10 protein-coding genes are annotated in these 15,139 nt (G+C 68.8%); 8 read left to right on the top strand and 2 right to left on the bottom strand.

What is annotated here, in order from left to right; all coding sequences use genetic code 11:
* Positions 1-42: 42 nt before the first annotated feature.
* The gene (locus tag J2848_RS12350; protein WP_246193840.1) at positions 43-2,232 is read right to left on the bottom strand and encodes a TonB-dependent siderophore receptor; all 2,190 of its coding nucleotides are present in this window, start codon (positions 2,230-2,232) and stop codon (positions 43-45) included.
* A gap of 276 nt (positions 2,233-2,508) precedes the next feature.
* On the opposite strand from J2848_RS12350, the gene J2848_RS12345 reads away from it, so the two are divergent.
* The 8 genes from J2848_RS12345 (at position 2,509) to trxC (ending at position 12,745) form a co-directional block, all read left to right on the top strand.
* On the top strand, positions 2,509-3,747 hold the full coding sequence (locus J2848_RS12345) for an efflux RND transporter periplasmic adaptor subunit (protein WP_246193839.1): 1,239 nt from the start codon (positions 2,509-2,511) through the stop codon (positions 3,745-3,747).
* A complete protein-coding gene (locus J2848_RS12340) occupies positions 3,744-6,887 on the top strand; it encodes a multidrug efflux RND transporter permease subunit (RefSeq protein WP_149231283.1) in 3,144 nt (1,047 codons plus the stop codon). Before J2848_RS12345 ends, J2848_RS12340 begins: the two co-directional genes overlap by 4 nt.
* 6 nt (positions 6,888-6,893) lie before the next feature.
* Entirely contained in the window at positions 6,894-10,013 is a 3,120-nt protein-coding gene (locus J2848_RS12335; RefSeq protein ID WP_149231282.1) for an efflux RND transporter permease subunit, read from the top strand.
* A 155-nt stretch (positions 10,014-10,168) separates the two neighbouring features.
* Positions 10,169-10,711, top strand: coding sequence for an RNA polymerase sigma factor (locus tag J2848_RS12330; RefSeq protein WP_149231281.1), 543 nt, complete (start codon positions 10,169-10,171; stop codon positions 10,709-10,711).
* Positions 10,712-10,722: 11 nt separating this feature from the next.
* On the top strand, positions 10,723-11,166 hold the full coding sequence (locus tag J2848_RS12325; protein ID WP_246193838.1) for a hypothetical protein: 444 nt from the start codon (positions 10,723-10,725) through the stop codon (positions 11,164-11,166).
* Entirely contained in the window at positions 11,163-11,669 is a 507-nt protein-coding gene (locus tag J2848_RS12320) for a periplasmic heavy metal sensor (RefSeq protein ID WP_149231279.1), read from the top strand. The genes J2848_RS12325 and J2848_RS12320 overlap by 4 nt, the downstream gene beginning before the upstream one ends.
* Positions 11,670-11,913: 244 nt before the next feature.
* Positions 11,914-12,168 (top strand): hypothetical protein, encoded by a 255-nt coding sequence (locus tag J2848_RS12315; protein ID WP_149231278.1) that lies wholly within the window; start codon positions 11,914-11,916, stop codon positions 12,166-12,168.
* A gap of 76 nt (positions 12,169-12,244) precedes the next feature.
* On the top strand, positions 12,245-12,745 hold the full coding sequence (trxC, locus tag J2848_RS12310; protein ID WP_149231277.1) for a thioredoxin TrxC: 501 nt from the start codon (positions 12,245-12,247) through the stop codon (positions 12,743-12,745).
* 115 nt (positions 12,746-12,860) lie between these two features.
* On the opposite strand, the gene J2848_RS12305 is transcribed toward trxC, so the two are convergent.
* Positions 12,861-14,924 (bottom strand): methyl-accepting chemotaxis protein, encoded by a 2,064-nt coding sequence (locus J2848_RS12305; RefSeq protein WP_149231276.1) that lies wholly within the window; start codon positions 14,922-14,924, stop codon positions 12,861-12,863.
* Between the last annotated feature and the right edge of the window lie 215 nt (positions 14,925-15,139).

The following is a 15,139-nucleotide window of genomic DNA, read 5'->3' as shown; positions in this document are numbered from 1 at the left end:
ACGGCTTCCTTTGCCAAGGGGGAAGGAGGGACGGCACGGGATTTACCAGCGGTAGCGCAGGCCGGCGGTCACCGTCCGCCGATACCCGTAGGCACACCAGTCGCCGTAGTAGCAGGAGGCGACATATTCCTTGTCGAACAGGTTCTTGCCGTTGACGGTGACCTCCGCCCCCTGGAGCTTCGGCGACAGGGCGCCCAGGTCGTAGGACACCGTGGCGTCGACCAGGGTGAAGGACGGCACCTTGAAAGTATTGGCCGTGTTCACGGTGCTGCCGGTGTAGCGCAGGCCGGCGCCGACGCCGAGGCCAGTCAACGCGATGCCCTCCGGCATGTGGTACATCGCCCAGGCCGACGCCTGATGGCGCGGCACGGCGGCCAGGCGCTTGCCCTCCAGCCCGCTGTTGTCCTTGGTGTATTTGGTGTCGAGGAAGGTGTAGGTGCCGATCAGCTCCAGGTCCTTGGTGACGCTGGCCTTGGCCTCCAGTTCGATGCCGCGCGACCGCGCCTCGCCGGTCTGGACGGAGAAGCCGGGGTGGGCGGGGTCGCTGGTCAGCAGGTTGCTGCGGGTCAGGTCGAACAGCGCCGCGGTGAACAGGCTGTTGAGGCCGGGCGGCTGATACTTCACGCCGACCTCGTACTGGGTCCCCTCCTCCGGCTTGAAGGGCTTGCCGCCGAAATCGACGCCGCTGCTGGGCGTGAAGGATTCGGCATAGCTGATGTAGGGGGCGATGCCGTTCTCGAAGACGTAGGTCAGGCCGGCGCGGCCGGTCCAGGCCTGATCGGACTGTGTGCTGCTGCCGAACGCGGTGGTCGAGGTGGTCTTCGCCCAGTCGCGGCGCCCGGCGACCGTCAGGACGAAGCCGCCCAGCTTCATCTGGTCCTGGAGATAGACGCCGGTCTGACGGCCGTCGATGTCGGTGCGGTAGACCGCCGGCGGAGTGACGGCGATGCCGTAGACCGGGTTGAAGACGTCGATGGATGGCGCCAGCCCGAAGCCGGCTGTGTAATGGCCGTCCAGCCGCTGATGGTCGACGCCGGCCAGCAGCGTGTGGCCGACCGGACCGGTGGAGAAGCGCCCTTCGATCTGGTTGTCGAAGGCGTAGGCGTTCATCTCCTCCCGCGAGGTGGCGATGCCGCGGTAGAGGGTGCGGTTGTCGGCGTCGAGGCCGTTGGCATACAGGCTGTCGTAGGCGACCTTGGCGTTCAGCCAGCGCCCGTTCAGCCGCATGGTCCAGACGTCGCCCAGCTTCTTGTCGAAGGCATAGCCGACCGAGGCCTGACGGCGGTCGAACTTCTCGTAATTCGGGTCGCCGTCATAGAAATCGACCGGGATTTTGCCCAGCGGGTTGGACAGCACCGTACCCTGTGGCGGGATGCCGCCATAGGAATTGCCCTTCGGGTCGTGCTGGTAGAAGCCCAGCAGGGTCAGGCTGGTCTCGGCATCCGGCCGCCAGGTGAAGGAGGGGGCGACGGCGATGCGCTCGTTCTCCGTCATCCGGATCTGGCCGTCCTCGCTGAGGCCCACCGCGGTCAGCCGGTAGAGGAACTTGCCGTCCTTGTCGATCGGACCGGAGAAATCGGCGGTGCCGCGCCAGTGATTGTCGGTGCCGTATTCGATCCCGACCTCGTTCAGCGCGGTGGCGGTCGGGCGCTTGCTGACCTGATTGATGATGCCGCCGGGCTGCGCCTGCCCATACAGCACGGAGGTCGGGCCCTTCAGCACCTCCGCCCGCTCCAGCAGATAGGGATCGATCTGCGATGCCGTGTAATAAAGCGACTGGAGCTTCAGCCCGTTCAGATAGGTGTCGGCGTCGAAGCCGCGGATCTTCAACTGGTCATAGCGGGTCGCCACCGCGCCGCGCGTCTCCGCCGTCACGCCGGCGGTGTAGCGCACCACCTGATTCAGCGTCTGCGCGTTCTGGTCGCGGATCTGGTCGGCCGGGATGACGGAGATCGACTGCGGCGTCTCGATCAGCGGCGTATCGGTCTTGGTACCGGTCGCCTGCTGGTTGGCGACATAGCCGGTCACCGGCGTCAGCGCCGTTTCGCCCCGCCCGGTCACCGTCACCGCCGGCATCTGCAAGGCGGTACCATCGGGTCCACCGGCGCCCTGCCCCCCGGCACTTTGCGCCACCGCCACCTGGGCCACCGCCGGCACCATCAGGCCACCCAGCACCATGGCGCCGAACGCCGCCCCTCGCGACATCCGACCGCCGTCCACTCGTCTCTTCACGTGATCGCCCCCTCAATACGAATAAGAATCATTCGCACTTTGACGCCCTCATAATGCAAATGATTATTATCTTCAATTCCTATTCGGGTATGCACGCCGACAATCGCGTGCACCCCCCTCTTCCGCCCCGGGAGAGGGCAGCAGGTGCCTCTAAAAAAATCTTCACCACCCCCCCGACGAATCCGCCCCGCCGCCCCGTACCAGGGACGGACAGAAAGACCGGGGCGGCCGAACGCGCCGTCCGGTCAAGCGTCCGGACAAGCGTCGGAACAGGTCATGACGATTCGTTGGAAGCCGGTGGTCACCGGTGTTGTTCTTGCCGGGCTGGTCGGCGGCATCGGGTACGCGGTCCAGCAGAAGCTGGCGCCTCAGGCGACGTCCGAGCCGGGCCAGCCCCCCGGTCCGCGCGGCGCTCCTCCCGGCGGACCGCGCAACAGCGTGGTGGCGGTTCAGGCCGGCACGGTGGCGCGCGAGGACGTGCCGATCTGGTTCGACGGCATCGGCACGGTCCAGGCCTTCAACACGGTCACCGTGCGCGCCCGCGTCGACGGCGAGCTTCAACGCGTCTCGCTCCAGGAAGGCCAGCTGGTCAAGGCCGGCGACCTGCTGGCGACCATCGATTCCCGCCCGCTCCAGGCCCAGCTGGCGCAGGCGGTCGCCAAGAAGGCGCAGGACGAGGCTCAGCTCGCCAATGCCCGCCGCGACCTCGAGCGCAATATGGGCCTGAAGGAATTCGCCTCGCGCCAGACGGTGGACACCCAGCGCGCCCTGGTCGCCCAGTACGAGGCGCAGATCCGCGCCGACGAGGCGGCGATCGAGGCGGTGCAGGTCCAGTTGAACTACACCACCATCACCGCCCCGCTCAGCGGCCGGATCGGCCTGCGCAACGTCGACCAGGGCAACGTGGTGCGGGCCAGCGACCAGAACGGCATCGCCACCATCACGCAGATCCAGCCCATCGCCGTCCTCTTCACCCTGCCGGAGAAGCAGTTGCAGGCGGTGCTCGCCGCCCAGGCGCAGGGGCCGGTGAAGGTGGAGGCGCAGGACCGCGAAGGCCGCCGCCTGCTCGACTCCGGCAAGCTGTCGGTGGTGGACAATTTGATCGACACCGGCACCGGCACCATCCGGCTGAAGGCCGAGATGCCCAACGACCCGCAGAAGCTGTGGCCGGGCCAGTTCGTCAATGTCCGCCTGCTGTCCACCATCCGCCGCGGCGCCACCACCGTCCCCGCCACCGTGGTGCAGCGCGGGCCGCAGGGCACCTACGCCTACGTCATCAAGGACGACCTGACGGTGGAGCAGCGCCCGATCAGGGTCGCCCGCCAGGAGGAGACCAAGGCGATCATCGACGAGGGCCTGACCCCCGGCGAGCGGGTGGTGGTGGACGGCCAGTACCGTCTGCAGCCCGGCTCCAAGATCCGCATCGTCGAGCCCGTCGCCTCGGCAGCGCCGGTTGGGGCAGCCCCGGCCGGCACCGCCCCCGCCGCCCCGCGTGAGGGACGGCAGCCCTCATGAACATCTCCGCCCCCTTCATCTTGCGGCCGGTCGCTACCGGCCTGCTGATGCTGGCGGTGGTGCTGCTGGGCCTGCTGGGCTACAGCACCCTGCCGATCTCCTCGCTGCCGACGGTCGATTTCCCGACGGTGCGCGTCACCACCCAGTTGCCGGGTGCGGCCCCCGACGTGATGGCCTCCTCAGTCACCGCCCCGCTGGAACGGCAGCTTGGCCAGATCGCCGGCATCTCGTCGATGGTGTCGACCAGCTCCTTCGGGCTGTCGGTCATCACCCTGCAATTCGACCTGACCCGCGACATCGACGCCGCCTCGCAGGATGTGCAGTCTGCGATCAGCGCCGCGTCGGGCACTCTGCCCAAGGGCCTGCCCAATCCGCCGGTCTACGACAAGGTCAACCCGGCCGACACGCCGGTGATGGTGCTGGCGCTGAGTTCCGAGTCCCTGCGGCTGGAGACCGTCAGCGACGCCGCCGACACGCTGCTGGCGCAGAAGCTGTCCCAGGTCGACGGCGTCGGCTATGTCGGGATCGAGGGCGGGCTGCGCCCCGCCGTCCGCGTCCAGGTCAACCCCGCCGCGGTCGCCGGTCTCGGCCTGACGCTGGAGGACGTGCGGACCACCATCACCCAGGCCAACGTGAATGCGCCCAAGGGCAGCTTCGACGGCCCGCGCCAGTCCTGGTCGATCGGCGTCAACGACCAGATCGAGAATGCCGCCGCCTACCGCCCGATCATCGTCGCCTACAAGAACGGCGGCCCGGTGCGGCTGACCGACATCGGCACCGTCGTCGATTCGGTGGAGAACACCCGGCTCGCCGCTTGGCATGACGGCAAGCCGGCCGTGCTGCTGAACGTGCTGCGCCAGCCCGGCGCCAACATCATCGACACGGTCGACCGCATCCGCAAGCTGCTGCCCGCGCTCCAGGCCAGCCTGCCGCCGCAGATCCACATGGCGGTGCTGACCGACCGGACGGAGACCATCCGCGCCTCGGTGGTCGATGTGCAGAAGACGCTGGTGCTGACCGCCGGGCTGGTGGTGCTGGTGATCTTCCTGTTCCTGCGCAAGGCGTGGGCGACGGTGATCCCGGCCGCAGCATTGCCGCTGTCGCTGATCGGCACCTTCGGCATCATGGCGCTGTGCGGCTTCAGCCTGGACAACCTGTCGCTGATGGCGCTGACCATCGCGTCCGGCTTCGTCGTCGACGATGCCATCGTGATGATCGAGAACATCGTCCGCTACATCGAGGAGGGCGAGAAGCCGTTGCAGGCGGCGCTGAAAGGGGCGCGCCAGATCGGCTTCACCGTCGTTTCGCTGACCCTGTCGCTGATCGCGGTGTTCATCCCGCTGCTGTTCATGGGCGGCGTGGTCGGCCGGCTGTTCCGCGAATTCGCCATCACGCTGTCCATCGCCGTGCTGGTGTCGGCGGTGATCTCGCTGACGCTGACGCCGATGATGTGCGCCCGCCTGCTGAAGCCCGAAACGGAAAGCAAGCCCAACGGCCTGTTCCGCTGGACCGAGCGCGGCTTCGACGCGCTGCTGAGCGGCTATGCCGCCTCGCTGCGCTTCGTGCTGCGCCACCAGCCGGCGACGCTGCTGGTCACCATCGCGACGCTGGCCGCCACCCTCTACCTCTATGGCGTGGTGCCGAAGGGCTTCCTGCCGCAGCAGGACACCGGCGTCGTCATCGGCGTCACCGACGCCGCCCCTTCCATCTCGGTCAAGGCGATGGCGGAGCGCCAGCGCGAGGTCGCCGACATCGTGCGGCGCGATCCCGACGTCGCCGGGGTGGCGAGCTTCGTCGGCACCGGCACGGTGAACGCCACCACCAACACCGGCAACCTGACCATCGCGCTGAAGCCGCGCGACCAGCGGAGTTCTTCGGCGGAGGAGATCATCGCCCGCCTGCGCGCCGCCACCGGCGACCTGAAGGGCGTCTCGCTGTTCATGCAGGCGGTGCAGGACGTGCAGATCGACAGCCGGGTCAGCCGCACCCAGTACCAGTATGTCCTGCAGGACGCCGACCCGCGCGAGCTGGAAAGCTGGACTCCGCGCCTGCTGGAGGCCTTGCGCGCGAGGCCCGAACTGACCGACGTGGCGACCGACCAGCAGCCGGACGGCCTGCAGGTCTATCTCACCATCGACCGCGACGCGGCGAGCCGCCTGCATGTGCTGCCCCAGGCCATCGACGACACGCTGTACGACGCCTTCGGCCAGCGTCAGGTCTCCACCATCTACACCCAGACCAACCAGTACCGCGTGATCCTGGAGGTCGAGCCGTCCTTCCAGATGGACCCGGCGTCGCTGTCCAAGATCTATGTAAAGGCCAGCGGCGGCACCGTCGTGCCTTTGAACGCCATCGTGTCGGTGGAGCGCAAGACCGCGCCGCTGGTCATCACCCACCAGGGCCAGTTCCCCTCCGTCACCCTGTCCTTCAACGTGGCGCCCGGCGTCTCGCTGGGGGCGGCGGTGGCGGCGATCCAGCAGGCGCGCGACGGCATCGGCATGCCCGACACCGCGACCGCCCGCTTCGCCGGCACGGCCGCCGAGTTCCGCTCCTCGCTCGACACCCAGCCCTGGCTGATCCTGGCGGCGGTGGTCGCCGTCTACATCGTGCTGGGCGTGCTGTACGAGAGCACGATCCACCCCATCACCATCCTGTCGACCTTGCCGTCCGCCGGCATCGGCGCCCTGCTGGCGCTGATGGCGACCGGCCATGACCTGTCGCTGATCGCGCTCGTCGGCATCGTGCTGCTGATCGGCATCGTCAAGAAGAACGCCATCATGATGATCGACTTCGCCCTGGAGGCGGAGCGCAACCAGGGCATGGCGCCGGAACGCTCGATCTACGAGGCCTCGCTCCTGCGTTTCCGCCCGATCATGATGACCACCATGGCGGCCCTGCTCGGCGCCCTGCCGCTGGCGCTGGAGAACGGCACCGGCTCGGAACTGCGCAAACCGATGGGCATCGCCATCGTCGGCGGGCTTCTGCTCAGTCAGGTGCTGACGCTCTACACCACGCCGGTGGTCTATCTCTACATGGACCGGCTGGGCAACCGGCTCGGCCGCTGGCTGCGGCCGTGGCGGCGGAAGGACGCGGCGGAGCCCGGCAACGACGCCTCCGCCGGCCGGGCGGCGGCGGAGTAGCCGGCCATGCTTCCCGCGAATCTCCTCCCCTCGGCATCCTCGCTCTCCGCCCTGTTCATCCGGCGGCCGGTCGGCACGTCGCTGCTGATGGTCGGGCTGATGATCCTCGGTGCGGTGGCCTACCGCTTCCTGCCGGTGGCGCCGCTGCCACAGGTGGAATTCCCCACCATCATCGTCACCGCCTCGCTGCCCGGCGCCAGCCCGGAAACCATGGCCGCCTCCGTCGCCACGCCGCTGGAGCGCCGCCTCTCCCGCATCGCCGGCGTGTCGGAGATGACCTCCAACAGCAAGCTCGGCAGCACCACCGTCGTCGTGCAGTTCGACCTGAACCGCGATGTCGAGGCGGCGTCGCGCGACGTTCAGGCCGCCATCAACGCCGCCGGCGGCGACCTGCCGGCCGACCTCCCGAGCCCGCCCCGGATGCGGCGGATCAACCCGGCCGACGCGCCGGTGATGACGCTCGCCATGACCTCCAAAACGATGGCCCCGGCGGACCTCTACAACCTCGCCGACAGCATCATCGGCCAGCGCCTGAGCCAGATCGAGGGGGTGGCCCAGGTCTCCATCAACGGGGCGGAGAAGACGGCCATACGCGTCCGGGTGAACGCCACCGCCGCGGCCAACATGGGCGTCAGCCTGGACTCGATCCGCACCGTCATCTCCCAGGCCAACGCCAACGGCGCCAAGGGCAGCTTCGACGGCACCCACGAATCCTGGTCCATCGGCGCCAGCGACCAGCTTTTCGGCGCCGACGCCTACCGCCGGCTGATCGTGACCGAGAAGAACGGCGCCACCATCCGGCTCGGCGATGTCGCCGAGGTGATCGAGGCGCCGGAAAACAGATACACCGCAGCCTGGCAGGACGGCCATCGCGCCATCCTGATCAACATCCAGAAGCAGCCGGGCTCCAACGTGGTCGACACGGTCGACCGCATCCGGGCGGAGCTGCCGACGCTGCGCGGCTGGATGCCGCCGGGGGTCAGCCTGTCGGTGCGCACAGACCGCACCCCGACCATCCGCGCCTCCATCGACGACGTGCAGAAGACGCTGGCGGTCACGGTGGCGCTGGTGGTGATGGTGATGGCGCTGTTCCTGCGCCGGCTGTGGGCGACCGTCATCCCGGCGGCCTCGGTGCCGCTGTCGCTGGCCGGCACCTGCGGCGTCATGTGGATCGTCGGCTACAGCCTGGACAATTTCTCGCTGATGGCGCTGACCATCTCGGTCGGCTTCGTGGTCGACGACGCCATCGTCGTCATCGAGAACATCGTCCGCCACATCGAGAAGGGCGCCAGACCCTTCGAAGCGGCGGTGAAGGGCGCCCGGCAGGTCGCCTTCACCGTGGTGTCGATCAGCCTGTCGCTGGTCGCCGTCTTCATCCCCATCCTGTTCATGGGCGGCATCCAGGGCCGGCTGTTCCGCGAGTTCGCCGTGGTGCTGTCGGTCGCCATCGCCGTCTCGGCGGTGGTGTCGCTGACCCTGACCCCGATGATGTGCGCCCATCTGCTGGAGCCGGAGGCGGAGCGCGATTCCCCCGGCCGCCTCGCCCGTGCGCTCGGCTGGATCGGCGACCGGCTGTTCGGCCTCTATGCCGGCGGGCTGGACTGGGTGCTGGCCCACCGCCGTACCATGCTGCTGGCGACCGTGGCCATCATCGGCATCAGCGTCTGGCTCTACGGGCAGGTGCCGAAGGGCTTCGTGCCGCAGCAGGACACCGGCCTGCTGATCGGCTTCAGCGACCCGCCGCCCGACATCTCCTTCCGCGCCATGGTGACGCGCCAGCAGGCCTTGCAGGACGCGGTGGCCGGCGACCCGGCGGTGGACAGCGTCGGCGGCACCATCGGCGGCGGCGGGCCGGGCGGCACCTATTCCGGCCAGATCTTCATCGGCCTGAAGCCGAAGGCGGAGCGCGACGACCTCGCCACCGTCACCCAGCGGCTGCGCCAGCGCGCCGGCCGGGTGCCGGGGGTGCAGCTCTACCTGACGCCGGTGCAGGACATCCGCGTCGGCGGCTTCCAGGGCCGCAGCCAGTACCGCTACAGCCTGCAGGATTCCGACATCGCTGCGCTGAACGAGTGGGCGCCCAAGCTGGTCGACAAGATGCGCACCCTGCCGGAGCTGGTCGACGTCGCCAACGACCGCCAGAACGGCGGCATCCAGGCCAACGTCATCGTCGACCGCGACGCCGCCACCCGCCTCGGCGTGTCGCTCAGCGCCCTGGAGTCGACGCTGTACGACGCCTTCGGCCAGCGGCAGGTCTCCACCATGTATCTGGCGCAGAACCAGCACAAGGTGGTGCTGGAGGTCGAACCGTCGGAAGCGCTCGGCCCCGACGACCTGAAGCGCATCTATGTGAGCGGCCGCAGTGGCATGGTGCCGCTCTCGGCGGTGTCGCGCGTCGTCATCGGCAATCAGGCCGCCAGCATCCAGCACCAGAGCGGCTTCCCGGTCGCCAACCTGACCTTCGACCTCGCCCCCGGCGTCTCGCTGTCCCAGGCGACCGAACTGATCCAGCGCGCGGCGGAGGACATCGGCATGCCCGCCAGCATCCGCGCCGGCTTCCAGGGCGACGCGCGGGCCTTCCAGCAATCCTCCTCCAGCCAGCCGCTGCTGATCCTGGCGGCGTTGATCACCATCTACATCGTGCTGGGCGTCCTCTACGAAAGCCTGATCCACCCGCTGACCATCCTGTCGACCCTGCCGTCCGCCGGTCTGGGGGCGCTGATCGCGCTGATCCTGACCGGCTACGACCTGTCGATCGTGGCCCTGATCGGCATCATCCTGCTGATCGGCATCGTCAAGAAGAATGCCATCATGATGATCGACTTCGCCCTGGAGGCGGAGCGGGAGCGCGGCCTGTCGCCCCTGGAGGCGATCCGCGAGGCCGGGCTGGTCCGCTTCCGCCCGATCATGATGACGACGATGGCGGCGCTGCTGGGTGCGGTTCCGCTGGCCTTCGATTACGGCACCGGCGGCGAGATCCGCCGCCCGCTCGGCATCGCCATCATCGGCGGCCTGCTGGTCAGCCAGATGCTGACGCTCTACACCACGCCGGTGGTCTATCTGACATTGGAACGGCTGGCCCTGCGGCGCAACCGCCGCCACGCCATCGCCGCGCCCGCGGAATAGGGGGGCGGCGGATGGGTGCACTTTCCGTAATCCTCAGGATTTCCATCACCCTCGCAAGATCCCCTCTCCCCCCCGGGGAGAGGGAGAAATCGCCACGCTGGAACCCACTTGCCCTCTTGGGCATAGTGCTCGCCCACGGCAGGAGCGGAGCCCCGGTGATCGAGGCCAGCGACGACGAACTGATGGGCCGCGTGGCCGGCGGCGACGCCGCCGCCTTCGACCGTCTGGCCGCCCGCCACATGCGCCGCGCCGTGGCGCTGGCCCAGCGGATGACCGGCAACCCGTCCGACGCCGACGAGATCGCGCAGGAGGCCTTCCTGCGGGTCTGGCAGCATGCCGGCCGCTGGGACGGGGGGCGGGCCGCCTTCACCACCTGGCTCTACCGCATCGTCATGAATCTCGCCATCGACCGCGGCCGCCGTCCCGGCTGGTCGCCGCTGGAGGACGCCGGCGATCCGCCCGACGAGCAGCCCGACGCGCTGACCCGCATCGCCGAACGCCAGACCGCCGAACAGGTCAACCGGGCACTGGCCGCCCTGCCCGACCGCCAGCGCGCCGCTGTCGTGCTGTTCCACCAGGAGGGCCTCAGCCTGCGACAGGCCGCCGAGATCCTGACCATGAATGAAAGCGCCTTCGCCTCGCTGCTGGCCCGCGCCCGGGCCGCGCTGAAGGCGGCGCTCAGCCCCGATCCCGCGTGAGGGAGGATGCCATGACCGACGAAGACTTCCTCCGCCATCTGGACGATTACGGCGCCGCGCCGGAACGCTGGCCGCCGGAACTGCGTGCGGACGCCGACACCGCACTCGCCCGCTCCCCCGCCCTGCGCGCAGCACTGGAACAGGCCCGGTCCTTCGACCGCCTGCTGACCGCCCCGGCCGCGCCGGTGGAGGACGCCCGCGTCACCCGCCTGCTGTCGGCCGTCGGCGCCGCAGCACGCGGCATGCCGCAGGAGGGCGTGGTCATGCTGCTGCTCGGCCGGATGCAGCGGCGGAGGGTGGCCGGCTTCTGCGTTGCCCTGCTGGCACTCGGCTGGCTGGCTGGAGGCTGGCTCACCGGCCAGTTCGCCGGCCCCGCCGCCACGGCACCACGCGGCCAGGAGCTGGCCCTGCTCAACGACGAGGTCGTCACCCTGTTCGACGGAGAGTCCCGATGAGCGGTTTCGCCGCCCCCCGTCGCCCACAGCATTCCATGCTGGCCCGCCTGCGGCAACGGATGAGCCTGCGCCGGCTGGCGCTGATGTCGCTGGCGCTGAACCTGTTCCTGGCCGCCATGCTGGTCGGCACCACCGGCAAGCCGGCGCCTCCGCCCTACCGGCCGATGCCCGACCGCTTCGTCGAGCATATGGCCGCCGGCCTGTCCGACGCCGATGCCACCCGCCTGCGCGCCATTTTCGAGCCGCTGCGCCCGCGCTACGACGCGCTGACAGAGGACTATCGCGAAGAGGGGCAGCGGGTGCGCAGCCTGCTTCAGGCCGAGCCTGTGGATTTCGACTCCCTGAACGCGGCGATCACCGCCGCCCGCGCCAAGCGCCGCCTGATCGCTGAATTGACGGAGCAGACCGTGCTGCTCGTCCTGCCCGACCTCTCGCCCGCCGGGCGGCTGCGGCTGGTCGGCGGCTGGGGAACCACCGGCGCCCCCGATACGCCCAAAAAATAGGCAAACCCACTCATCCACAGGCCGGATTGGCCGACCGGCAGGGTGCGGATGATTCTGTTCGGAGATTGCGCACACATCTATCCACAGATTCTGTGGAGAAGAAAACCGGCAGAAATTTTATCCACACAAATTCACAAGTTATCATCCCCAAGTTTTATCGCCCGTCTTCCCGACGATCCTTGTATCCACCCCCGATCCGGCATATCCAAACAGCGTGGATCAGCAAGATTGGTGGGGGATCGTCATGATCGGAGATCCGTTTCATCCAAAGAAGGCGACGATCTCTTTGCGCGTCGACCGCAGAATCAAAGATGTCGCCAAGAATTACGCACGTCAGCGGCAGACGCCTTTGGCCGAGGTCATGCGCGACCTCTTGGCCCGCTATGTCGCCGAATGCGCGCGGGAAAATGCCCAGGCGGCCCCGGACCTGTTGCGGGACCGGCCGGCGCAATATGTGGATTTCGCAAAGCTGGAGGGCTTGATGGGCCGGCGGGAGTAGCCCCGCCCGTCTTGAGCGGGCGGCTCCGGCCCCATACATCGACGGTGGACAAGCTGCCAGGGGAAGGAGCCCCACGATGCCGCCCACCGCCCATTCTTCCACAGCCGGTCAGTCATCCACGGGTGCCGGCAGCCTGCACGTTGCCTGTCCGCATTGCGACACGCTGAACCGCGTGCCTCCGGACCGACTCGGCGGCGGCAAATGCGGCCGTTGCGGCAAGGCCCTGTTCGAAGGCAAGCCGGTGGCGCTCGACGCCCGCCGCTTCGCCGCCCATGCCGAAAAGGGCGACCTGCCGCTGCTGATCGACTTCTGGGCCGACTGGTGCGGCCCCTGCCGCATGATGGCTCCCGTCTTCGCCCAGGCCGCGGCCCAGCTCGAACCCCAGGTCCGCCTCGCCAAGATCGATACCGAGGCCTCGCCCGACCTCGCCGGCCGTTTCGGCATCCGCAGCATCCCGTCGCTGGTCCTGGTCCAGCACGGCCGCGAGATCGCCCGCACCGCCGGCGCGATGCCGCTGCCGGCCCTGGTGGCGTGGATGCGCCAGACAATCCCCTCTCCCCCCTGGGGAGAGGGTTAGGGTGAGGGGGGAGCACAACGAGGATTCTCAAGAACCGCGCAGTCCCCATTCGCCATCCAATCCACCCCTTGCATCCCCCTCACCCCGACCCTCTCCCCGGGGGGGAGAGGGGGAATTACGCCGCCCGCACCGTCGCGATGAAGGTCCCCACTTCCCTGCGCAGCCGCTCGGCCTCGGCGGCCAGTTCGCGCGAGGTGCCGTGGACGCGGCCGGCGGCGTCGCCGGTCTCATGCACCGCGGTGCTGACGCCGGCGATGTTGCTCGACACCTCCTCGGTGCCCTGCGCCGCCTGGGTGACGCTGGAGGCGATCTCGCGGGTGGCGGCGGCCTGTTCCTCGATGGCGGCGGCGATGGCGGTGGTGATCTCGCTCATGTGGCCGATGGTCTTGCCGATGCTGCCGATCGCCTTCTGGGCGCCGCCGGTGGTCTGCTGAATCTCCTGCACCTTGGCCTGGATCTCGTCGGTGGCACGCGCGGTCTGGGTCGCCAGCGCCTTCACCTCGCTCGCCACCACGGCGAAGCCCTTGCCGGCCTCGCCCGCCCGCGCCGCCTCGATGGTGGCGTTCAGCGCCAGCAGGTTGGTCTGGGCGGCGATGCCGCTGATCAGTTCCACCACGGCGCCGATCTGCTCGGCGGCGGAAACCAGGTCGCGCATGGTGCGGTCGGCGCCGTCGGCGTCGGCCACCGCCTGGGTGGCGATGCGGGTGGAGTTCTCCACCTGCTGTCCGATCTCGCTGATGGAGGCCGACAGCTCCTCCGTCGCGGTGGCGACGGTCTGCACGTTGGCGGACGCCTGTTCGGAAGCCGACGCCACCAGCAACGAGCGCTCGCTCGCCTCCTGCGCGGTGGCGCTCAGGGCGGTGGCGGCATCGCGCATGCCGGTGGCGGCGGTGGCGACGGTGTCGACGATGCCCTTCACCGTGCTTTCGAAGGTGTCGGCCATCTGCATCATCGTCTGGCGGCGCTGGGCGGCGGCCTGCCGCTCGCTCTCCTCCTGCGCCTTGCGCATCCGCTCCATCTCCAGCGCATTCGTCTTGAAGACCTGGAGCGCGCGGGCGAGCGCGCCGATCTCGTCCCGGCGGTCGTCGTCGGTGACGGTCACCGTCAGGTCGCCCTGGGCCAGCCGCCCCATCTCCCGCGTGATGCTGCCGAGCGGCCGGGTGATCGCCCGCGAAATCGCCCAGGCCAGCAACAGGCCGAGCAGCACCGCAACGACCGTCACCGCGGTGCCGCGGCCCTCCGCCGATGCCACCTCGGCAGCGGCGGTGACCTCCAGCTGCGACAGGAAATCGGCCGAGTGCGACCGGATCAGCCCGATCTTGTCGTTGATCTGCTTGCCGGCGTTGCCCAGCGTCTCGCTGTTCAGCGACTTCAACTGCTCGGTCAACACGGCGATGCGGTCGATCCCGGCGGCATAGGTGGGGAGCTTGGCGGCCGCGTTGGACAGCTTGGCCTTGATCGGGCCGTCGGCCATGCCGTCGCGCAAGGCGCCGGCCTTCGCCGTCAGTTCGGCCAGATCCTTGCGGATGCGGGCCAGATCCTCGGCCTTCGTCTCCGCCACGAAACGGGCGACCAGCACGCGGACCAGCAGGAACTGTTCGCTGACGTCGGCGGCCCGCACCGTGCGGTCCAGGTCGCCGCCATCCTTCTCCGCCTTGACCGTGTCGCTCAGCGTGCGGCGGATGTCGGCACCCAGCGTGTTCACCACCGACGCGACAATGGAATCGCGCTCCGTCCGCGCGGCGACCAGCCGGTCGAAACCGGCGGTCAGCGTCTGGTGCAGGGTGGCGATCTCCTGCGCCGCCTGCCGGTCGCCCGCATCGGTCATCCGCGCCGACGCATCCTCCAGCTTCCGGCGGAACTTGTCCACTTCGCTGCGGAAGCGGTCGGCGACGGCGGCCGACCCGCTGGACACGAACTCCTCCGCCGCCCCCAGGGCGTCGGACATGTTGGTGTCGGCCTCCGCCACCGCCATCGCCACATGCGACTGCGCCGCGTAGCGGCGAAGCGCATCGTCGCTGGACCGCAAGCCGCTCCACGACACCGCTCCCAGCCCGACCAGCAGCGCCAGCGTGACGCCGAAGCCGGTGTAGATCTTGACCGCCGTGCGCAGATTGGCGAAGGGGCCGGCTTTGCTGGGCCGGCTTTGGCCCGGCTGGCTTGGGCTGGTGGCGTTCATGGTTGGTGACCTCGTCTTCTGACCCGACCGCTGGCGGCGTCCCGATCGTTCGGTCGATCGGTTGTTGACGAGGTAGCCTACAAGAACAGTGCCAAGGGACCATTAACGCCGGGATGTTTTTCTACCCTGCGAAATCGATCTATTTCTGAAGCAGGGACACATTCACCCTCTGCATTTTGCAAAGATCATTGAGATTGCTTCGCATTTTGCCAAAA

This window comes from Azospirillum lipoferum, from assembly GCF_024170005.1.
GTDB lineage: Bacteria > Pseudomonadota > Alphaproteobacteria > Azospirillales > Azospirillaceae > Azospirillum > Azospirillum lipoferum.
Note: the sequence above shows the minus strand (reverse complement) of the source record. Positions and strands in the feature narration are given on the sequence as shown.

Coding starts and splice junctions, on each gene's coding strand:
- J2848_RS12345 (WP_246193839.1), top strand. CDS start 2,509: ATGACGATTCGTTGGAAGCCGGTGGTCACCGGTGTTGTTCTTGCCGGG.
- J2848_RS12335 (WP_149231282.1), top strand. CDS start 6,894: ATGCTTCCCGCGAATCTCCTCCCCTCGGCATCCTCGCTCTCCGCCCTG.
- J2848_RS12320 (WP_149231279.1), top strand. CDS start 11,163: ATGAGCGGTTTCGCCGCCCCCCGTCGCCCACAGCATTCCATGCTGGCC.
- J2848_RS12340 (WP_149231283.1), top strand. CDS start 3,744: ATGAACATCTCCGCCCCCTTCATCTTGCGGCCGGTCGCTACCGGCCTG.
- trxC (WP_149231277.1), top strand. CDS start 12,245: ATGCCGCCCACCGCCCATTCTTCCACAGCCGGTCAGTCATCCACGGGT.
- J2848_RS12305 (WP_149231276.1), bottom strand. CDS start 14,924: ATGAACGCCACCAGCCCAAGCCAGCCGGGCCAAAGCCGGCCCAGCAAA.
- J2848_RS12325 (WP_246193838.1), top strand. CDS start 10,723: ATGACCGACGAAGACTTCCTCCGCCATCTGGACGATTACGGCGCCGCG.
- J2848_RS12315 (WP_149231278.1), top strand. CDS start 11,914: ATGATCGGAGATCCGTTTCATCCAAAGAAGGCGACGATCTCTTTGCGC.